The sequence below is a fragment of the Atopobium deltae genome, assembly GCF_001552785.1.
Classification (GTDB): Bacteria; Actinomycetota; Coriobacteriia; order Coriobacteriales; family Atopobiaceae; genus Atopobium; species Atopobium deltae.
In genome coordinates this window covers 55,290-75,800 of sequence record NZ_KQ959492.1, presented here as the reverse complement: position 1 = coordinate 75,800, position 20,511 = coordinate 55,290, and the positions used below count along the sequence as shown (strand labels likewise).

The 20,511-nt window shown below is 52.0% G+C and carries 18 protein-coding genes; 12 read left to right on the top strand and 6 right to left on the bottom strand.

Annotated elements, in window-relative coordinates; all coding sequences use genetic code 11:
• Positions 1–279: 279 nt before the first annotated feature.
• From HMPREF3192_RS03590 to HMPREF3192_RS03580, 3 genes are read right to left on the bottom strand one after another with little or no spacing between them, the layout of a single operon-like run.
• Positions 280–1,239, bottom strand: coding sequence for a TatD family hydrolase (locus HMPREF3192_RS03590; protein ID WP_066305424.1), 960 nt, complete (start codon positions 1,237–1,239; stop codon positions 280–282).
• A gap of 2 nt (positions 1,240–1,241) precedes the next feature.
• Positions 1,242–2,183 carry a tRNA threonylcarbamoyladenosine dehydratase gene (locus HMPREF3192_RS03585; protein WP_082715619.1) on the bottom strand — a complete coding sequence of 314 codons (942 nt, stop codon included), beginning with the start codon at positions 2,181–2,183 and terminating at the stop codon, positions 1,242–1,244.
• 28 nt (positions 2,184–2,211) lie between these two features.
• Complete coding sequence (locus HMPREF3192_RS03580; RefSeq protein WP_269447686.1) at positions 2,212–2,742, bottom strand: AAA family ATPase; 531 nt, start codon at positions 2,740–2,742, stop codon at positions 2,212–2,214.
• Between the two features lie 339 nt (positions 2,743–3,081).
• Here HMPREF3192_RS03580 and HMPREF3192_RS03575 point away from each other — a divergent pair, with 339 nt between their 5' ends.
• The 10 genes from HMPREF3192_RS03575 (at position 3,082) to HMPREF3192_RS03530 (ending at position 14,337) form a co-directional block, all read left to right on the top strand.
• The gene (locus tag HMPREF3192_RS03575; protein WP_066305441.1) at positions 3,082–5,775 is read left to right on the top strand and encodes a valine--tRNA ligase; all 2,694 of its coding nucleotides are present in this window, start codon (positions 3,082–3,084) and stop codon (positions 5,773–5,775) included.
• A gap of 50 nt (positions 5,776–5,825) precedes the next feature.
• Positions 5,826–6,509 carry a 5-formyltetrahydrofolate cyclo-ligase gene (locus HMPREF3192_RS03570; RefSeq protein ID WP_066305418.1) on the top strand — a complete coding sequence of 228 codons (684 nt, stop codon included), beginning with the start codon at positions 5,826–5,828 and terminating at the stop codon, positions 6,507–6,509.
• A gap of 124 nt (positions 6,510–6,633) precedes the next feature.
• On the top strand, positions 6,634–8,361 hold the full coding sequence (locus HMPREF3192_RS03565) for a formate--tetrahydrofolate ligase (protein ID WP_066305416.1): 1,728 nt from the start codon (positions 6,634–6,636) through the stop codon (positions 8,359–8,361).
• Positions 8,362–8,448: 87 nt separating this feature from the next.
• The gene (locus tag HMPREF3192_RS03560) at positions 8,449–9,081 is read left to right on the top strand and encodes a cyclodeaminase/cyclohydrolase family protein (RefSeq protein ID WP_066305413.1); all 633 of its coding nucleotides are present in this window, start codon (positions 8,449–8,451) and stop codon (positions 9,079–9,081) included.
• A gap of 1 nt (position 9,082) precedes the next feature.
• Positions 9,083–9,994: a bifunctional 5,10-methylenetetrahydrofolate dehydrogenase/5,10-methenyltetrahydrofolate cyclohydrolase gene (locus tag HMPREF3192_RS03555; RefSeq protein WP_066305412.1), complete on the top strand. Its 912-nt coding sequence runs from the start codon at positions 9,083–9,085 to the stop codon at positions 9,992–9,994.
• Positions 9,985–10,563, top strand: coding sequence for a GTP cyclohydrolase I FolE (folE, locus tag HMPREF3192_RS03550; protein ID WP_066305410.1), 579 nt, complete (start codon positions 9,985–9,987; stop codon positions 10,561–10,563). Before HMPREF3192_RS03555 ends, folE begins: the two co-directional genes overlap by 10 nt.
• A complete protein-coding gene (locus HMPREF3192_RS03545; RefSeq protein WP_231723352.1) occupies positions 10,563–12,062 on the top strand; it encodes a bifunctional folylpolyglutamate synthase/dihydrofolate synthase in 1,500 nt (499 codons plus the stop codon). The genes folE and HMPREF3192_RS03545 overlap by 1 nt, the downstream gene beginning before the upstream one ends.
• Positions 12,063–12,282: 220 nt before the next feature.
• A complete protein-coding gene (locus tag HMPREF3192_RS03540; protein WP_066305408.1) occupies positions 12,283–12,714 on the top strand; it encodes a zinc ribbon domain-containing protein in 432 nt (143 codons plus the stop codon).
• 396 nt (positions 12,715–13,110) lie between these two features.
• Positions 13,111–13,677 carry a hypothetical protein gene (locus HMPREF3192_RS03535; protein WP_066305406.1) on the top strand — a complete coding sequence of 189 codons (567 nt, stop codon included), beginning with the start codon at positions 13,111–13,113 and terminating at the stop codon, positions 13,675–13,677.
• A 360-nt stretch (positions 13,678–14,037) separates the two neighbouring features.
• On the top strand, positions 14,038–14,337 hold the full coding sequence (locus tag HMPREF3192_RS03530; RefSeq protein WP_066305402.1) for a hypothetical protein: 300 nt from the start codon (positions 14,038–14,040) through the stop codon (positions 14,335–14,337).
• Between the two features lie 117 nt (positions 14,338–14,454).
• Here HMPREF3192_RS03530 and HMPREF3192_RS03525 read toward each other — a convergent pair whose 3' ends face one another.
• From HMPREF3192_RS03525 to HMPREF3192_RS03515, 3 genes are all read right to left on the bottom strand, one after another.
• Positions 14,455–15,306, bottom strand: coding sequence for a MetQ/NlpA family ABC transporter substrate-binding protein (locus HMPREF3192_RS03525; RefSeq protein ID WP_066305399.1), 852 nt, complete (start codon positions 15,304–15,306; stop codon positions 14,455–14,457).
• A gap of 98 nt (positions 15,307–15,404) precedes the next feature.
• Positions 15,405–16,088: a methionine ABC transporter permease gene (locus tag HMPREF3192_RS03520; protein WP_066305396.1), complete on the bottom strand. Its 684-nt coding sequence runs from the start codon at positions 16,086–16,088 to the stop codon at positions 15,405–15,407.
• Complete coding sequence (locus tag HMPREF3192_RS03515; RefSeq protein ID WP_066305395.1) at positions 16,081–16,824, bottom strand: methionine ABC transporter ATP-binding protein; 744 nt, start codon at positions 16,822–16,824, stop codon at positions 16,081–16,083. Before HMPREF3192_RS03515 ends, HMPREF3192_RS03520 begins: the two co-directional genes overlap by 8 nt.
• A 591-nt stretch (positions 16,825–17,415) precedes the next feature.
• On the opposite strand from HMPREF3192_RS03515, the gene thrS reads away from it, so the two are divergent.
• Positions 17,416–19,179, top strand: a complete 1,764-nt coding sequence (thrS, locus tag HMPREF3192_RS03505) for a threonine--tRNA ligase (protein ID WP_066305393.1) — start codon at positions 17,416–17,418, stop codon at positions 19,177–19,179.
• A 42-nt stretch (positions 19,180–19,221) separates the two neighbouring features.
• Positions 19,222–20,244, top strand: coding sequence for a PLP-dependent transferase (locus HMPREF3192_RS03500; RefSeq protein ID WP_066305386.1), 1,023 nt, complete (start codon positions 19,222–19,224; stop codon positions 20,242–20,244).
• Positions 20,245–20,511 lie beyond the last annotated feature (267 nt).

The window sequence follows — 20,511 nt, the reverse complement described above, 5'->3', positions numbered from 1 at the left end:
AGGAACTACCAACAAAAAGAACTGCTGCAGCTAACAAACCCGCAACTAAAAGCTTTGAAGTAAACTGCTTTTTCATAGAGGACCCCTACTGAAAGGCGTGAACCCATACAAAAACTGACACGTTTATCAAAATCTTTTAACATAGATTTAAGCTTCAAAGATTGTAACAAGCAGTAGCAAATTAAGTAAATCGGTTAACGGTTCTTATAAGTATGGCTTACGGGTCAGGGTTCCGTATGTTGTCGCATGTAGCTCATGGGCATTCTACTGGACACGTACTTACAGCGCCGCCGAAAAGATTGCTTGTGAGTTTGCGCTGATAGTGGCAGCAAGCTCGACGGTCTTCTCGGCAATAAAGCTTGAAGTGGCAGGGGATTGCTGCCGAAGTGTTGAAAGCGCATGCAGCGTTTGCTGCAGGGTTGCTGTGATATCGGCTGCTGAGATGTTTGTTTGCCCTGTGTAGGGCATGTCCGTTTCGAGCAAGAGTTGCGTTGTGGGAATTTGTTGCGCATAGGATTTCCCGCGGCGCGTTGCGAGCATTTTTTGATTGACCGAAAAATAGCATCCGTCATGCACTGCCTGCGCAAGGACATTTCCCGAACCAGAAAACCAATGGTAGATGCATATGCAGTTTTCGAGCGCTTTTGTTTTTGCAAGGATGTCATGCGCCGCATCAGCCGCCTGTACCGCATGAATTGAGAGGATGCGTTTGCGCCCGTCGATCTGCGCGGCCTTGACTGTGGCGCTGCATATGTTTTCGAATGCTATGATCTGACGTGCTTTTGCTGCATTTGGGCGGCGCTCGGATGCGTAGTGTTCGGGGAACTGCAGCTCGGCTGAGCAGTGTTTGGGCGAGAAGTCCAAGCCAATTTCGCCGATAAGAATGTGGGTTTGTATAAGCTCTTCGAGTAGCTGCAGATCGCTATCCGAGATGCTGTCATCTGCAATGTACCAGGGATGAGCACCTACGCCTGCAACGATGTGTGGCTGGTGTGCGATGGGCTGTTGTGTTACGCTATTATGCTGCGTTGCGCTAGTCTGTTGAGCTGTGATTATCTGCTCGAAATGAACAAAATCCTGCGGCGTTGTAGTGTTTGCAAACATATAGAGCCCCAGCTCACGCACCTGCTTCATGATCGCCTGGGGATCATCACAAAAATCAACGTGACAATGCATGTCGAACAGCGCCTGTGCCGTCGCCAGGGAGGGCGGCTGTGATGTGGCGGCTTTCTCGTGCATGATCACTGCTCTTCTCGGTGACCTGTTTGGTTGTTGATAATACCGCACAGATCGCACATGACTTTACCTGCAAGCATTTGTCCCATAATCGGTGGGATATAGCTCATCGTACCCAAAATCGAGCCTTTTTCGGGATGCGGTTGTGGCTTTGATTGGGGCGTTGCCTGCGGCATCTGCGATAGCGCTGCTTGCTGTGGCAGCTCTGGTTGTGTTGCTGTTGTTTGCGACGCCTGTGGCAGTGTGGCTTCGATCTGACGATCTTCTCGCAAGGTGGGAAGGGGAACTTCGTCGGAGTACAACACTTGTAGATGCTTGATGTTTCGTTTGCGGCATTCTTTACGCATGATTTTGCTTACGGGGCACACTGTCGTTTTGTGAATGTCGGCAAATTTGAAGTGGGTGGGATCAAGTTTGTTGGCACCGCCCATGGAGCTGATCAGGCGAATCTGATGCGTTTGGCACCACTGCGCGAGGGCGAGTTTTTGTGAAATAGTATCGATGGCATCTACTACGTAGTCGGGACGGGGTAGCGTATCGAGTACGGATCCCACATCTTTGGGAAGGAAGGCAAAAACGGTTTGCACTTCGCAGGCGGGGTTGATATCTAGGATGATCTTTTTCATGACGTCGACTTTACGCTGGCCTTGAGTGCTATGAAACGCCACCGCCTGGCGATTGATGTTGGAGAGTTCGACGACGTCTCGATCGAGCAAAATGAATTTGCCGACGCCGCCACGGGCGAGAGCTTCACAGCAGTTTGAGCCAACCCCACCAATGCCAAGCACCATAACGCAGCTGTTGTTAAGGGTCTTGAGCGCGTTGTCTCCGAGTACAAGTCTGAGGCGTGCAAAGGCGGGATTATCGGGTTTATCCTGCTGTTCATCTCGTTGCGCATCGTGTTGCGTATCCAGTTGTTTATCAAGTTGTTTATCAAGTTGGGACATAAAGTTCCTTGCTATATCGCAGCTATCGTTAGTTATCCAAGAGGAAAGTATCCAGCAAAAAGTCAAGAATTCCGAGTCTCAGGATGCCCTTCTTGTCAAACCACCGTTTTCCATATGATTTGGAAATGACGATTTTTGTAAACGAATCATCAATCGCATCAAATGGTCGAAGTTCCGTTTGCTCTTGTTGGCGTAATCCCAGACGAACGTTTCTGAGGCCAATGTCTGTGCAGTAAAACTTTGAAGGATACTCAAAATAGCGTTTGTTCTTGATGTTATAGCGCTTCACGGGCTCGTTGGTGTTTTTGAGCTCGTCTTTTGCTATGGCATATTGGATTTCATCAAGCAAAAGAACGTATTTTTCCTGAGGGTTCGTACAACGTTGACGCACATAATCCGAGAGAGCATAGGGATCGCGTAGCTCGCGCTGCTGATCATCATCCAATGCGATGGAAATGATGTTGTTTGTGGGTATTCCCGTTTTTAAAAGGCGCTGCTTAAAGAGCTTAAACAAAACCGTGCTTTTGCCACAGCGCCGTACGCCCGTGATGACCTTGATGCGGTCATTCCACTGTTTTTTTACCAGTTTATCAACATAGCTGTCTCGGTTGAAAAGTATGACTGTGCGCCTTTCCGAAAGTTACTCTAATTTTAGGCTTAATTCCGATTAGAATATAGCACAGCGGTGCAGCCATGATGTAGTTCTATCCGAAACTTAGTCAACTTTTTGAGTAAGTTTCGATTAGCCGAGAAGATCGTCATGCAGCAGCTGCGGATATGGTTATCCTGCAAGCAATGCAGCAGCGTATACTCATAAGGTATGTGGCGTGTTATTCTGCTAGATACGCGTATTTTGCAAAGACCAACCGATACCCGTACAAAGAAGGCAGAGTGCACCGTGGAAGAGATGCCTAAAACCTATGATCCGCAGGCTTGCGAACCAGAACTCATCAAGCAATGGATTGCTGCTGGCTGTTACCAGCGCAGCAAAGGAACCCAGGATTGCACGGTGGTCATTCCACCGCCAAATGTAACGGGCATTTTGCACATGGGGCACGCCCTTGATGACACCATTCAGGACAGCTACATCCGCTACAACCGCATGCGCGGTCGCTCCACGCGCTGGATTTTGGGTACGGACCACGCGGGCATCGCTACGCAAACCAAGGTCGATAAAAAGCTCAAGGCCGAGGGCATTTCTCGCCTGCAAATAGGGCGCGAAAAGTTCTTGGAAGCCTGCTGGGACTGGACGCACGAATACGGCGGTACCATTGTCGAACAAATTCGCCGCATGGGCTGCTCTATCGATTTTGATGACGAGAAGTTCACGATGAGTCCCGAGTATGCGCACGCCGTCCGCAAGGTGTTTGTTGATTGGTACCACGACGGTCTTATCTACCGCGGTAAACGCATTGTGAACTGGTGTCCTAACTGCCGTACCGCCATCTCGGATGACGAGGCCGAGTACGCTGACGAGAAGGGCAAGCTGTGGTATTTGCGCTATCCGTTGGCAGAGTCCGTTGACGGACAAGATTACATCGTCGTTGCGACCACGCGCCCCGAGACCATGCTGGGCGATACGGGCGTGGCGGTTTCGGTTTCGGATCCCGACAAGCAAAAGTTTGTAGGTAAAACGGTGGTGCTGCCCATCGTCAATCGTGAAGTTCCCATTTTTGCGGACTGGCACATTGATGCTGGTTTCGGCACGGGATTTGTGAAGGTTACCCCTGCTCATGACCCCAATGACTACGCCATGGGCGAGGCGCACAACCTCGAGCAAATCAACATTTTTGATGAAACAGCCCACGTGGTGGATGGCTACGGTGACTTTAGTGGTCTTTCTCGTGACGAGTGCCGCGCGGCTGTGCTGGCGTGGTTTGAAGCACACGGTCTTCTCGACCATACAGAAGAGCACGATCACTCCGTCATGCATTGCTATCGTTGTGACACAACGCTTGAGCCCTGGCTCAGCGAGCAGTGGTTTGTTGCGGTCGAGAAGCTCAAGAAGCCTGCCTACGATGCCGTAAAAAGTAAAACGATTACGATCCATCCCGAGCGTTGGGAGCAGACCTACCTCACTTGGATGGAGAATCTGAAGGACTGGTGCATTTCTCGTCAGCTGTGGTGGGGACACCGCATTCCTGTCTTTTATTGTGATGCGTGCGGTTGGTCGGACGCGCTGATGGATGATCCCGACTGCTGCCTCAACTGCGGCGATGCAGGCATTCATCAGGATGAAGACGTGCTGGACACCTGGTTTTCGAGCCAGCTGTGGACCTTTGCTACGCAAGGATGGCCCGAACATCCCGAAGAGCTGGCGCAGCATCACCCCACGCATGTGTTGGTCACTGCCCGCGACATTATTGCGCTGTGGGTTGCTCGTATGGTCATGAGCTCGCTGTATTTCACGGGCGAGGTACCTTTCCACGACGTGTACATTTACGCCACTATTTTGGCAAAAGATGGTTCGCGCATGTCCAAGTCAAAGGGCAATGGCGTCAACCCGATGGATCTTATCGACCGCTATGGTGCGGACGCCATGCGTTACAACCTGCTGACGCTCATCACCAACAACCAGGACGTGCGCTTTGACGCTACACTTGATCCCAAGACGCGTGCGCTGCTTGAGTCGCCGCGTACCGATCAAGCTAAGTCGTTCGTCACCAAAATTTGGAATGCGAGTCGCTTCGTGCAGATGAATTTGGGCGATTACATGCCTGGAACGCCGCAGGTACAGACCCCCGAGGACGCGTGGATGCTTTCTCGTTTGGCGCGCATGGTTAAGGCTGCAACCACCCAGCTCGAGACCTACGATTTTGGCGAGTATGCCCGCGGCCTACAAAGCTTTTTCTGGAACGAAGTGTGCGACTGGTACATTGAGCTCTGCAAAGGGCGCCTGCTGCATGGAAATGCCGACGAGCGTTTGAGCGTTCAGCGCAACTTGGTATACGTCCTCGATGTGAGCATGCGTTTGCTCCATCCAGTCATGCCTTTTGTTACCGAGAAGATCTGGCAGATGTTGCCCGCCTCTGGTCTTGATGATCATGGCGCTCCATTTTTGATGATGGCGGCCTGGCCAGAGCCCAATCAGCTGCAGCAGTTTGTCAACGACGATGCAGAGCTTCGCTTCGAGCTCGCTCGTGGTGTGATTTCGAGCTTGCGTTCGACGCGTGCTCGCTATCGCTTGTCGCCAAAAGCTGAGCTTGATGTGGTGATTAAGGCGTCGGAGACACAGCTGAAAATTTTGGAGACGCAGCGCGAGTTTATCTGCAACGTTGGCTTTGTGCGCAGCTTAGTGCTCGAAGCAGACGCTGCAGCGAGCAAGCCTGCGGGATCGATTAGCGTGGCATATCAGGACGTCGAGATTTATGTTGCCCTCGGTGATCTGGTTGACCTTAAGGCTGAGGTAGCTCGTCTGCAAAAAGAGCTTGCGTCTGCCGAGAAGACCTACGCGTCGCTTATGAAGACGCTTTCGAACGAAGGCTTTATCAACAAAGCGGCTCCCGAGGTTGTTGCTAAAAAGCGCCAGCAGGCCGAGACGCACAAGGCAAGCATTGCAACCTTGCAGGCGCAGCTTACTGGTTTGAGCTAGGCGGCGCCCTGCTGCTTTGCAACGCAACATACGTGAGCTAGGTGAGGCACGTGAACGATCGAACATCACTGATACCAAAATGCAAAAACTATGTGCGTGAAGACGCGCGCATTATCTTGAACAAGCTGGATGCTTCGCACAAACGCGAGCAGGACAGTGCCATTATGCAGCAGCTTTTTGCCTTGGATGAGTGGCATCGCACAACTATGGTTTATGGTTTTGTGCCGCAACCATCGGAAGTTGACATTTGTGCTGCCCTGCAGGACGCGTGGCAGCGCCATATTCCTGTAGCTCTTCCACGTGTGAATAACGAAACGCGACGTCTTGATTGGTACCGCGTGAGTGCGATTGATGATTTTGCACGGCGCCTCGCAGATGGTTCGCTTGAAGTCTACGGCTTTGCAAAAAGTTCGTATGGCATCTGGGAGCCAACGAATGCTTTTGAGCAGGTATATGTTGATGAGGGTAGTGCGAACAGCGTAGGAGCCGATGCTGCGTTGCTGTCATTAGCGCTGGTACCGGGCTTATTTTTTGATGAAATGGGCTTTCGTGTTGGACATGGTTGTGGATTTTACGATAAGTTCTTACAGACGTATGATGGTTTTAGTATCGGTGTCACACGTGACGACTTGCTGATGTTTAGTTTAGAAAGTGCGCATGCTGTTGCAGCTCACGATCAGCCCGTGTCTTGTGTGGTAACTAACACGCAAATCCTGCGCGATATGTGGAGCTAAGCCAGTTCACGCGCCACCGCCAGCCTACGTGCCGCACCCGTGCCGTCACCACAGGTCGCACCTCCGCCAGTCCGTCACGTCCCGTACCCGCTGCAGCACCACCACCAAACCCGAGAGGATTGTCATGGCAAAAACGGATATTGAAATTGCCCACGAAGTAACCCCACTTCCCATCACTGAAGTAGCACAAAACGCGGGCTTATCGCCCGATCTTCTCGACCTGTATGGGAATACCAAAGCAAAAATCAACGTTGCCGCCCTGAAGGACAAACCCGCGCGCGGCAAACTCATATTGGTCACTGCCATCAATCCCACGCCAGCAGGGGAGGGCAAAACGACCACCTCGGTTGGTCTTGCCGATGCGCTTGCTGCCGAGGGGCACAAAACCATGCTTTGCCTGCGCGAACCGTCGCTGGGGCCCGTCTTTGGTATGAAAGGTGGCGCTGCGGGCGGTGGCTATGCTCAAGTCATTCCCATGGAGGACATTAACCTGCACTTTACGGGCGATTTTCATGCGATTGGCGCGGCCAACAATTTGTGTGCCGCTATGCTTGACAACCACATTAAGCAGGGAAATCTTTGCAATATTGATCCGCGTCGTATCGTGTGGAAGCGCTGTGTCGATATGAATGACCGTCAACTGCGCCACGTGGTAGACGGCCTCGGCGGCGTTGCCAATGGTGTGCCTCGCGAGGACGGGTTTGACATTACGGTTGCTTCTGAGGTCATGGCCTGCCTGTGTCTTGCGAGCGATATCGCCGACCTCAAAGCTCGTCTTGCGCGCATGGTTGTGGCCTACACCTACGATCGTGAGCCCGTGACGGTCGCCGATATTCAGGCGCAGGGTGCATTGTGCGCGCTTTTGGTCGACGCTTTGAAGCCCAATCTGGTGCAGACCCTCGAACACACGCCCGCGCTCGTTCACGGTGGTCCCTTTGCCAACATTGCTCACGGCTGCAATTCGTTGCAGGCAACGCTGACCGCCTTAAAATTGGCCGATTACGTAGTGACTGAAGCCGGCTTTGGTGCTGATCTTGGTGCCGAGAAGTTCGTGGATATTGTCTGTCGTCAAGCGCAGATAGCGCCCAACGCTGTCGTGTTGGTGGCCACCATTCGTGCATTGAAATACAACGCAGGCGTTGCCAAGACCGACCTGGGCCGCGAAAATTGCGTCGCACTCGAAGCGGGTCTTCCCAATCTGGAACGCCACGTGCACAACATCCAGCAGGTATTTGGCCTGCCCGTGGTAGTAGCGCTCAATGTGTTTGCCAGCGACACCCCCGCAGAAATTGCTACGCTTACGCAGTTGTGTCAGCAACGCGGTATTGAGCTGGTGACATGCGAGGCATGGGCACAGGGTAACGCTGGTGCCCGCGAGCTGGCACGTTCGGTGGTTGCGCTGTGCGATAAGCGCGATGCAACAAGCTCAGGCGCTGACGCCGCTGCCACCTCAGACACCGCTGCCACCCCAAGCGCACACCTGCGCTACGCCTACAACCTCGACGAAAGCATCGAACAAAAGATCATCGACCTTGCCACGAAGGTATACCATGCCGATGGCGTGACCTTTACGCCAGTCGCGCAAAAGCAGCTCAAGCAGCTGACCGACCAAGGTTTTGCCAGTCTGCCTATTTGCATGGCTAAGACGCAATATTCCTTCTCGGATGATCCTACGGCCCTTGGTGCCCCCGACAACTTTACGATCACGGTGCGCCAGCTCAAGCCAGCTGCAGGCGCAGGATTTATTGTGGTGTATACAGGCGACATCATGACCATGCCAGGTCTGCCCAAAGTCCCCGCCGCCATCAACATTGATGTGACCGACGATGGCACCATTACGGGTTTGTTCTAACCAATATCTGCAAATGCCCCGCCCGAGAAACCGTACGTCGAGGAGCCCGTACATCCGACACTATCACCGCATAACGAAAGGGGTTATGTGAGCGACTTTTTATCACAGATGAGCTGCGTGGACTTTGTGCACGCCGTGGCTGCCAAAAAATCCGTGCCTGGAGGAGGTTCGGTTGCCGCCCTCGTCGGTGCCCTCGGAGCTTCGCTCGGCGCAATGTCTGCGCGTTTTACGCTCGGAAAACCAGCCTTTGCCTCGCATGACGAGCGCTTACGCCAACTTATCGAGAAGACCGACGAGCTCGCCGCTGGCCTGATGTATCAGGTTGATTTGGATGTTCGTGCAGTGGAGCTACTCATGGGTGCATGGGGCTTGCCTAAAGGTGATTCCAATCGTGCGCTACAAATTCAGGCAGCAACACGCGGTGCGTGCACAGCGCCCCTTGCGATTATGGAGCTGAGCTGCACCACGATCGAACTTCTCGAAGAGCTGAGTAACAAATGCTCGGCAATGCTATTGTCGGATGTCGGCTGTGCAGCATTTTTGTGTGAGGCGGCATTGCAGGCAGCGAGCCTTAACGTCTACGTCAATACGGTATACCTAGCCGATCAACAGCAGCGTACCGAGCTCGAAAATACCTGTAATGAGCTGTGCGAACAGTGGATCCCACGTGCGCAGGCGCTTGCACACACCATACAAAAACGAATACGAAAAGAGAATTAATATGGCAGAACTTCTTAAAGGCGCTCCCGTCGCCGCCTCGTTACAGGAGCACAGCGCCCAAAGCTGTCAGATGCTGCAGGCGCAGGGTATTCAGCCGACGCTTGCCATCGTGCGTGTAGGCGAGCGTTCGGAAGATCTTTCGTACGAGAAGGGCATCCTGAAGCGCGCCGAGGCGGTAGGCGTTGCCGTACAAAGCTTTGTGTTGGAACCGACGTGCACGACACGCGATCTTCTCGATGTCATCGAGCGTATTAATGCGGACGTCTCGATCCACGGGTGTTTGATTTTCCGTCCGCTGCCCACTTTGATGGACGAGCGGCGCGTATGCGCTGCCGTCGCGCCCGAAAAAGACATTGATGGCATTACGCCGTCCTCATTGTATGGTGTGTTTGCTCAGCAAAGCATTGGCTTTGCGCCTTGCACGGCCGAGGCGGTCATGCGCTTGCTCGATTTTTATCAGCTGGATCTGCAGGGCAAGCACGTGGTTGTCATTGGGCGTTCGCTGGTAGTGGGCCGTCCGCTGGCGTCGCTGTTGCTCGCTCGTCACGCGACCACCACGATTTGCCACACCAAAACGACAGGCCTCGAAGACATCACCGCCTCTGCCGATATTGTTGTCGTTGCCGCAGGTAAAGCCCGTATGTTTACCCAAGCCGCTGCAGGTTTTGGTCAAGTTATTGTTGACGTGGGCATTCATTTTGATCCCGCGATCAACAAGCTGATTGGCGACGTGGCCTTTGACGAGGTCGAGCCCGTGGTCGACGCCATTACGCCCGTGCCTGGTGGGGTAGGATCGGTGACCTCCACCGTTCTTATCGACCATGTGGTGCGTGCCGCAAAGCTTTCTGCCGAGAAGCCCGACGCGTCCGCCGTCAACCATACCGCAAGCGAAGGGAAGCTATCGTGCCATTAGATGCATCTCGTGTAGAAGCGGCGATCTCAGAGCTCTTATCGGCATTGGGGGAGGACCCCACACGCGAGGCCTTGCGCGAAACGCCTGCGCGTGTTGCTCGAGCATATAAAGAGCTGTTGGGCGGCATGGACGAGGATCCCAGTCAGCATTTACGTAAGCAGTTTTTTGAGCCTCATAACGAAGAGATGGTCATTGTCAAAGACATTGTCTTCTCGTCGATGTGCGAGCATCACATGCTTCCTTTTGTGGGGACCGCTGCGGTGGCGTATATTCCGCGTGATGGTCGCATTACGGGGCTTTCTAAAATTAGTCGTTGCGTTAAAGGCTATGCGCGTCGTCTGCAGGTACAAGAGCGCCTGACGGCACAAATTGCCGATGCGTTTGTCGACGTGCTCAACCCGCTGGGCGTGCTGGTGGTGCTGAGAGCCGAGCATATGTGCATGACGATTCGCGGTGTACAAAGTTTTGGTTCGACGACCCTGACCTCGGCCGTGCGCGGTGCTTTTAAAACCAACGCAAAGACGTGCGAAGAGGCCATGGGCCTTTTGGGATTACGAGGCCAGTCGTGATGCAACAAGATATGAAAGATCAATCCGCGCAGCATCAAGCCGCATCGCAGCAGGTCGACGCACCTCAAGTCGTGTCACGCCAGAACAAAACCTACGCGCTACCCTTTGATGTTGCTGAGTATAGCTATGAACAGTCGCTGGCGCAGCTCAAAAGCGCGCTGCGCTTTGGCATTGAGCCGTTGCTCGAAACCGTGCAAGACATGCTTGCCGAGCTTGGCAATCCCGACAGCTACTTCTCGTCAGTACAAATTGCGGGCACCAACGGAAAGACCTCTACAGCACGTTACACAGCCAGCCTGCTGCACGCTGAAGGATACAAAACAGCTCTGTATACCTCACCTGAACTGGTGGAGTATCCCGAACGCATGGAAATCGACGGGCGCGTGGTTTCTCCTCAGGACTTTGCTCATGGCATCGCGGCAGCAACACAGGCGGGCATCCGCGTCAATCAAAAACGCCGTGCAGCTGGCTTGCGCCCCTATGACATCACCGAGTTCGATACGCTCACCGTGGCCGCGATGGTTATCTATGCCGAGAAGGGCGTCCAAGTTGCGGTGCTCGAATGCGGCATGGGTGGTCGTTGGGATGCTACGAGTGCAGTGAATTCCATCAAAAGCGTGGCCATTACGGGCATTGGCCTTGATCACATGCACATTTTGGGCGACACGCTCGAAGCAATTGCGGGCGAGAAGGCCGCCATTATCAAAACGGGTCGAACCTGTGTGTTGGGGGTGGGGACAGCAACGCCCGCCTCGGTGGAGGATGTATTTTTGCAGCAAGCCTCTGCAGAAGGCGTGCAGCCCTGTCTACTTCGTCCGAAGTTCCGCGAGCAAGCGCAGGCCGAAATGCATGAGGATATCATGCGCGCCCATCCCGACTTACCAGCGTCTTCATACGAAATTGTGCATATGCCACAGGCGCTTGGCGATGCTGTGTGCGCCCGCGTTACAACCCCGCGCTCGACCTACACCGACCTTCTCGCCCGCAAGCCGTCGTATCAGGTTGCAAACTTTAGCCTGGCCATTGTGCTCTGCGAGCAGTTTTTGGGTCGCACGCTTGACGAGAAACTTGTGCGTGATGCGATTATGGCATGTCCTACGCCAGGACGCTTTGATGTGGTACGTACCGCGCCTTTGGCCCTCGTGGATGCTTGTCACAATCCGCAGTCGGTGCAAACGTTTTTGGGATCGCTGACCTCATTGGTGCCCGATAAAACTGCACGTCCAGCGCTGCTCTGCGCCGCTCTTGCCGATAAGGACGTCAATCGTATGGTTGCGCTTTTCTCGGAAGTGTTTGACGCCATCTACGTGACGCAGACTACCTCGCCTCGTGCCTTAGCCGCGATCGAGCTTGCTGACCTATTTGTCCAGCATGGCAAGCACCCGCAAGGCGTCTTTGCAAACGTGGAAGAAGCATGCAAAGCATTGAGCTCTACTGCTTTTGTGGCCTGTGGATCCATTACGCTTGCAGGAGAAGTTGTTGGCATCATGCGTCACTAAGCTGGTATTGTCAGCTGACGAGAAGCCCGCCGCAGTCGCATGATCTTCTCGTCGGCCGAGAAGCGCCACTAGTTGTTGGCATTATGCGTATCGTGCCATTCCGTCGCGTGTCGGTAACCGTTTGCAAAAACATCTGCTAAAATCTTTGCAGTATGTATCTTGCACGCCCTTTGCGTGCAACCGATAGTATATAGAACATAACCAAAAGGAGCAGGCACGTATGTCAGACCTGATTAACCAACTCATTACCCCCGAAGTTCGCATGGTTTTGTATTTGATGCTTGCTTGCGTGGTTATGCTGTACGTTCTTTCGATCGTCTATGTAATTCGTGATGCACAGCGCCGAGGCGCCGAGCCTTGGTGGCTGTGGGCTGTTATTTCGGTGGTGCCTATCGTAGGTTTGCTGGCCTATGTTATTTTGCGCCCCAGCTCCTATTTAGTTGACCGAGAAGAGCAGGATCTTGACATTGCCCTTCGCGAGCACCAGTTGTCTCACTATGGTATTTGTCCCAAGTGTGGTACGCCCATCGATCGTGATTTTATTGTCTGTCCTATTTGCAACACACAGGTGCGCAATGTGTGTCCGACCTGTCACCGCCCCTTGAATGCCGACTGGAAGGTCTGTCCTTATTGCCGCACACGTATTCAGTGACGTGCGTTCAGTGACGTATGAAGAGCGAATAAATTCTAAATCAAGCGTTTTATACCAAGTATCGTAATTGCATCATGTGAATTGCGCGTTAAGAGCCTTCATTTTATGGCAGCATATAAGCTGCTTTAAGGCTCTTTTTTGGCATATAGAGATACTTGCCGTTTGCCGTTATTTCGCTACCGTATAACCAAAATTATAAGCTTGGAGGAATCGCTAAAAAGAAAATCAAAGTACACTTATATAAAAGGTGCCTTTTTATACTGTTAAAGCAAATATTTGTTATGCAGTAAAACCTTATGTTGTGTATCAGCGGAAAATGGAAAGACAAGGGTTTATGCCAAGAATGCTTCAAAAGAAGTCTACAGCCATGACTATCGTCAATCGAGGGTGTTTTAAATGACGACTAAAACTTACGAAAATCAAGTTCAAGCTTCTTCATTGGTGAAGAGTCATCCAGTTTTTTTTGCATTGATGGCATTGATCATTCTCGTTCTTTGTGGTGTTATCTTTTTCTTTGTGCGAAACTCTCAAGGAACGGTGCAAAAAGTTGTAACACAAGGCTATAACATTCAAGGTAGCTATAAGATTCGCACGATCAAACGTTCAGATGGCGCTATAGAATACCCTTATGGTTCTGAAGCGCCTACCTATCTCACGTTTGAGCCTGACGGTCCATCCATGGGTTCTAAAAAACCTTCAAAGGATAAGGATAAGGGCAGATGGGGGCTAGGGACACTTGGCAATAAGGATAAAGAGCCTGTGGTGCATGGTCGCTATGAAGCCACCGATGATCCTAACATCTATATTTTGTACGATGCAAAGCAGAAGAAGTTTGCGATTCTTCATACCGCTTACATGGAAGCAAACCATCAGGGCGGTTCGGTCTGGTTGTTACAAGAAGATGGTAAAACGTTTGAATATGTGCCTGAAAGCAAGGCCATTTCAGCAAATTTGTTGCTGTAGCCCTGCACCGTCTCCATATTGATGATTTTCCACACGTCTGAGTAAGTAAAACTGCCCTTCTCGCTTTAAGTTACTAACGAGAAGGCAGTGCTTTGTTTCAAGCAGGCAGTATTCCACTTTGAGTTACCTCGACATCAAGTTCCGCACGCCCCGCCATCGTTTAAGAAACTTTTTAAAGTCCCAAAAGAAAAAGTGAGCGTAGGGAATGAAAATAGCGTAACAGATGAAGAAAAAAGCAGGTCATCGCGCTGTTTAAAAAATTACCCAAAGTACGAACTTTAGTCATGTGAGGATTAACGACGATAACTCAATCTCTGCGGTCTTCAAAGACGACAGCGAGAAGAAGCTCGATCAGAACCTATGTTACTTCATTGTTGCAAAGGGCCTGCACGCCCGCGCCAAAAAGCGATCGCAAAAATCCAAGCGCTGCCGCATCTGCCGCAAGCCGACAAGCAAACAGCAATTGACAAAATCAATGCAACAAAGGATAAAAGCGACGGTACAAAACGCAAAAACCAAGATCCAGAAATATTTGCAAAGGCATGGAATTTTTACCTAAAAAAGAATACTAAGGATGTTTGGAGGCTTCGAAGGTACGCCGATACATTTGGAATTTCTGATAAGGTTGAAGACATTTTAGAAGTAGTAAGCAATCAGTAAAGAAAACTGCCCCTCGTTCGAGCTGAACATGAGGGGCGGTTAGTGTATCCGATGAGTTTTCAAAAAAGCTGCTTGTGTAGATGCCTGACGTAGGCGTCTGAGCTATAGTCGCAGGTCTTAAGCAGGTAAAACGTCCTTATTAAAAGTCTTGGTCAGATAGTCCTTAAACTCCTTGGAGGTCAATACCTCAACCAAAGCCTTAACGCACTTATCATCTTTGTTCTTGGGAGTAGTGACCAAATAGTTAGCGTACTGCTTAACGGCCGCACCATCAGATGTCTCGATGGTCAGTGCGTCCGAAACGTGCAAACCAGCTTCAATAGCGTAGTTACCATTAATAACGGCAAAGTCCACGTCCTGCAGCTGACGGGGGACCGCTGCAGCCTCGACCTCAACGAACTTGATTTTCTTGGGATTTTCGGCAATGTCATTGACGGTTGCCTTGTAGTTATTGGGGTCCTTCAGCGTAATGAGTTTTGCCTGCTGCAAAAGCAGAAGCGCGCGACCCTCATTGGTGGGATCGTTGGGCAAAGCAATTTGCGCACCTTCGGAAATCTTAGAAAGATCCTTTGATTTACCAGCGTAAATGCCGAAGGGCTCGTAGTGAATCGGAGCGACGGCCACCAGGTCGGTTTTGTTTTCGTTGCTGTAGTTATTCAAATAGTTGAGATGCTGGAAGTAGTTCACGTCGACCTCACCCGAGCTCGTAACCTTGTTGGGAATAATGTAGTCGGTGTACTCCTTAACGACCAGCTCAATGCCCTTTTTTGCAAGTTTTTCCTTGGCAAAATCATTCAGAATTTTTGCATGGGGAGAAGGGCTTGCTGCAATCACAAGCTTTTGCGTTTCGCCTGCAGCGGAGCCGCCAGCTGTTTTTTCGGGCGCCTTTGCGCAGCCTGCAAGACCGCCCAAGGAACTGGCGATAAGAACAGCGCTGAGGCCTGCAACTAAACTTCTACGAGAAATCATAAGAAACTCCAAATATTTTGTCTGGGTAGTGTTGTATCTGAGTAGTCGGGGGATCGACTGGACGGTCTTCTCGGCCGAAAGTGGATGACCCGACGCCCTTATCGGCGATCAATGCGTACAGCGATAAAATCGCAGGTTGTTTGAATAATTTGTACGATGATCACCATGAGAATGATTGTGGCAAACATGACCTGGTCTTCGTAGCGGTAGTACCCGTAGCGAATTGCGATGTCACCTAGGCCGCCTGCCCCGACAGCTCCCACAATGGCGGCATAGCCAAGTACGGTAATCAGACTGATCGAGACGCCGCGCACGATGGACGGCAGCGATTCCGGTAAGAGCACCGAAAAAATGATGCGTCCAAGAGAAGCGCCACAAGCCTGTGCGGCCTCAATGCAAAGACGATCAATCTCGTTGAGGCTCTGCTCAATCATGCGAGCAATAAACGGGGTGGCCGAAAGGACAAGAGGAGGGATAACGCCCACGACTCCCGTTGTTGTGCCAACAAGACCGCGCGTAACAGGCATGACTGCGACCAGCAAAATGATAAAAGGTATCGAGCGTGAAATATTGACAATCCACGCCAGCAGGCCATGCCATATGCGCTGAGGGCACAGGCTGTGTTCATCGGTGATGTACAAAATCACGCCCAGCGCAATACCAAAAAGATAAGCGATGAAGGTCGAGAGAAACACCATCAGGCAGGTATCGATGATGCCTGCACCGATAAGACCGGCGTAGCTGTTAAAAAACTCAGCGATGCTGCTTGCGATGCTATTCATTCCAGCCCTCCACACCTAACAGTTTTTTGGTGATGCTGTGCTGCGGATGCGTAAATACCTCGTGTACGCTGCCCTTCTCGACAATATGGCCGCTCGAGAGGACGGCAACGTTATTGCAGGTATCACGCACCACATCCATTGAATGCGTGATAATGACGATGGTGACGCCCGTTTGAGCGTTGATCTGTCTGAGCAACTGCAAAATGGCCTCAGTGCTCGCGGGATCAAGGGCGCTGGTTGCCTCGTCGCACAAGATGTACTCGGGATTGCAGGCAAGGGCACGCGCGATGGCCACGCGCTGCTGCTGCCCGCCCGAGAGCTGCGATGGGTACGCATGAGCCTTATCGGCAAGGCCAACCTGCGTTAAGAGCTCTTGAGCTTTGTGTGTATCGTTTTCGCTAATGCACCCGTTTTTGGCGAGCAGTGGGAAGCACACGTTGTACAGGGCTGTGCGCTGCGCAAACAGGCCAAAGTTTTGGAAAATCATGGCCACCCGACGGCGATACGCTTGTAAGTCGGTGCCGGCAAGCGTCGTTACCTCTTGGTTGTCTACAAAGATTTGTCCCGAGTCTGGACGCTCAAGGAGATTTAAGCAACGAATGAGTGTTGACTTACCGGCACCGCTGATGCCAATGATGCCAAAGATATCGCCATCATCGATGGTGAGGCTTACGTCGTTGAGGGCATGAACCTGCTGAGAAGCAAATGTTTTTGTCAGATGAGAAATACGGATCACAACAAAACTCTACTTTCGCTTGGATGGTTTGCGGTTTGGGTGGCGCGGCTGGCGAGAAGACCGTCCGCTCGCAGTTTGGGTGGTTTGCGGCTTGGGGCCAAGTGTGCGAGCGCTTGTGCTCGGCGCACAGTTGTACCCGTGCTCAAAAAGACGCGCGAACACGAAGTGCATTTATAACGCCCGATCATCTTTCTCGCCCATGCGATATTCGCGCACAGCGATAAGACGCTCGGGCTAGAGCATCCATTGGGTTTGTACAATGACAGAGGAATATGTCGGTAAATTTTTCATAAAGGCTACTATAACGAGGTCTGCTGGAGACTTCAAGGCTTTGAGTATCCGTAATTTTAATGCACCAGTTATCGGTTTTATCGATAACCACTTTTTTATCCTGTCTTTGTGATGCTGACACAAGCATGAGCAAGCCATGAGCAAGCCATGATGTTGGACTACGTTGTGACGCCAAAGTAAGCCATGATACTGGAGTAAGTTTGGAGAGCGCTGCGAAATAGCGCATAAGAGCTGCGCCGCGCTGCTATATGTGGTAAACCTTTATGTGTGAGATTCACTACCCGAAAGAGGAAGACGTACATGAAGGCACTATTTAATGACGGCCATGTAGCTGAGGTTTCCGAAGAACAGGAACTTATGGTTTTGCGCCACTCGGCAGCGCATATTATGGCCCAGGCAATCAATCGTTTGTATCCTGGTTGTGACTTTGGCTATGGCCCTGCTACCGAAAACGGTTTTTACTACGACATTGATTTTCCCGAGGGTACCAAAATCTCCGAAGAGGATTTTCCTGCCATCGAAGCCGAGATGAAAAAGATTTGCAAGGAGAATCTGAAGTTTGAGCCCTACGAGCTTCCGCGTGAAGAAGCCGTAAAGCATATGAAGGAAAACAAGCGCTTCTACAAGGCCGAGCACATTGATGACTTGGATCAAGATGCGCGCATTACCTTTTATCGTCAGGGCGAGTACCTCGACATGTGCACGGGTCCTCACGTGCTGTACACCAAAGCGCTTAAAGCCTTCAAGCTGACGGGTGTCTCGGGAGCCTATTGGAAAGGCGATAGCAACAACAAGATGTTGACGCGCATCAATGGTGTGGCGTTCCGCTCCAAGGATGAGCTCGCTGAGTACGAGCACCTGCTTGCCGAGGCCGAGAAGCGCGACCACCGCAAAATTGGTCGCGAGATGGACCTGTTCATGACAAACGAGGCTGGCCCTGGTTTTCCATTTTGGCTTCCTAATGGTATGCGCATTCGCAACAGCTTGATGCAGTACTGGCAGGAAATGCAGGATGCCTATGGCTATGAGCAGGTGCAAACGCCGCTTATTTTGTCACGCTCGCTGTGGGAGCAATCGGGCCACTGGGATCACTACAAGACCAACATGTATACCACCAGCATTGATGACGAAGATTACGCCATCAAGCCCATGAACTGCCCTGGTGCATGCCTGATTTACAAGAATCGTCCACGCAGCTATCGTGATCTTCCTTTGAAGCTTGCCGAGGCGGGCATTGACCACCGCCACGAGCTCAAGGGCACGCTGCACGGCCTGTTCCGCGTTCGCGAGTTTACGCAAGATGATGCGCACCTCTTTATTACGCCCGAGCAGATTACCGAGCAGGTTACCGATACCGCGCACCTCATTACCTCGTACTATGCGCAATTCGGCTTCCCGTATCGCATTGAGCTTTCGACTCGCCCCGACGATTCGATGGGTTCCGATGAGGATTGGGCTCATGCCGAGCAGAGTCTGCGTGATGCACTGGATTCCATGGGGATCGAGTACACCATTAACGAAGGCGACGGCGCATTTTATGGCCCCAAGATTGACTTTCATCTGAAGGACTGCCTGGGTCGTACCTGGCAGTGCGGCACCATCCAGCTGGATTTCCAGTTACCTGAGCGCTTTGAGCTCGAGTACACCGCTTCCGACGGTACCAAGAAGCGCCCCATTATGATTCACCGCGCTGGCTTTGGTAGTTTCGAGCGCTTTACGGGGATGCTGATTGAGCAGTACGAAGGAAAATTCCCCGCATGGCTGTCTCCGTGCCAGGTAAAGGTACTTCCCGTTTCCGAGAAGACCCGCGGGTATGCAGCACAAGTGGGCGAGCGCCTTCGTCAAGCTGGTGTTCGCGTGAAGGTTGATGCACGTGACGAGAAGATCGGCTACAAGATTCGTGAAGCGCGTAGCATCGATCGTGTTCCGTACATGCTTATTCTTGGCGAGAAGGAAGCTGCTGCTGGCAATATTTCCGTGCGCGATCGTTCTGGTGAGACGCACCAAACGTCGCTCGACGAGTTTATCAACAGCCTGACGGCGGAGATTCGCGAGCGCCGCTAGGCGCATCTGCGCACTGCGAGGAAGCGCGCGCCGCATAGGTCAATGAGCAGTACCGAGATACATACAACATTTGCGAGCCGTCTTGGGGCGGCTCGCGTCTGGTTTGTAGCGACCGACGTGGCTTACAACCTGCTTGCTGCGCAGTCGTTGTTTGAGCGTCGGCCACTGTTTAGCCGTCCTGCGCGTCCCACACACAAGACGTCTGCATCCCAATCGTCCGAAGCGCGGTCTGACGCACATCCCGAAGAGCAATCAACGTCACAGTGCACACCGCAGTTTTACGAGCTGGTTTGGAGCAGACTGCTGCAGCATGCGCCCGCCTCACTCGATAATATTCGCATGATGGTGAGACAACTCCCGCGTCCACAGTCCCTTTTGCTTGTGGATATAAGCCTTCCTACCTCGCATTTGTGTAGCGCCTGCCAAGTCGGCGCTGATATTTGCATCGAGAAGCTCGATTACCTTTTGCAGCAACGTGATTGCGGCATCTGTGTTGTGGGCATCCATAAAAAGACTTTGCCGCTGCTGGGCGATCTTATCGACAGGCTCGATGAGGTGTGCGTGCCGATGTCTGACCCACGCCTCATGCAAGCTTTGCAGGCGCTTCCAAAGCTGGATGCCGCCATGCACGCGCATTGTGATTTTGCGCAGCAGTTTGCGTATTATGCACACTGTCATCCTTTGGTGGCGCAGGTTCGCTATCCAGGGCTGGCGTCGGACCCCTGTATGCGTACGGCCGCCAGTATTTTTCACGGGGGCTTTGGTCCCGTCTGTGATGTGCGTCTGCGACAGCGCACGAGCACGAGCGTCACGAACACGAACAGCGTTTCTGACGATGACGCATGTGAATCCGATCCACCACAGATAGCCGAGGCGTTGGTCGCTGCCTGGCAGGAGCAATATGGCGTTGTCGAAACGCCTAAACCCGCCGCCATCGCTGACAATCCTTTTGCTGAGTACATGGAACTTCTCTACGACAAAAATGGCAACGCTTGGGTTCGCGTCAGCTCATGTGGCAACCAAACTGTGGAACATTTCGAAGCGATATTGTCTTCTCTTCAGTAGTCAACTTTTTTCAAATGAACACGCATTTCTAGTCAATCCGCAGGTATATACCCTAATTTCTCGTAACTTTCTTGAAATAATCGCTCTTTTTATCACCTGAATTTTGTATGATAAAAGAGTCGGCGCGGGATTGCGTACGAAGCTCTATAAAAGCTAAGAACGATGTTGTATCGAGCGCGACGTTGTATCGAGAACGCCACAGCAGTCAAACCCGCAGACGAAGTCGTGTACAAAACGGTGCAAAATTGTGCATACGTTGTCAGATAT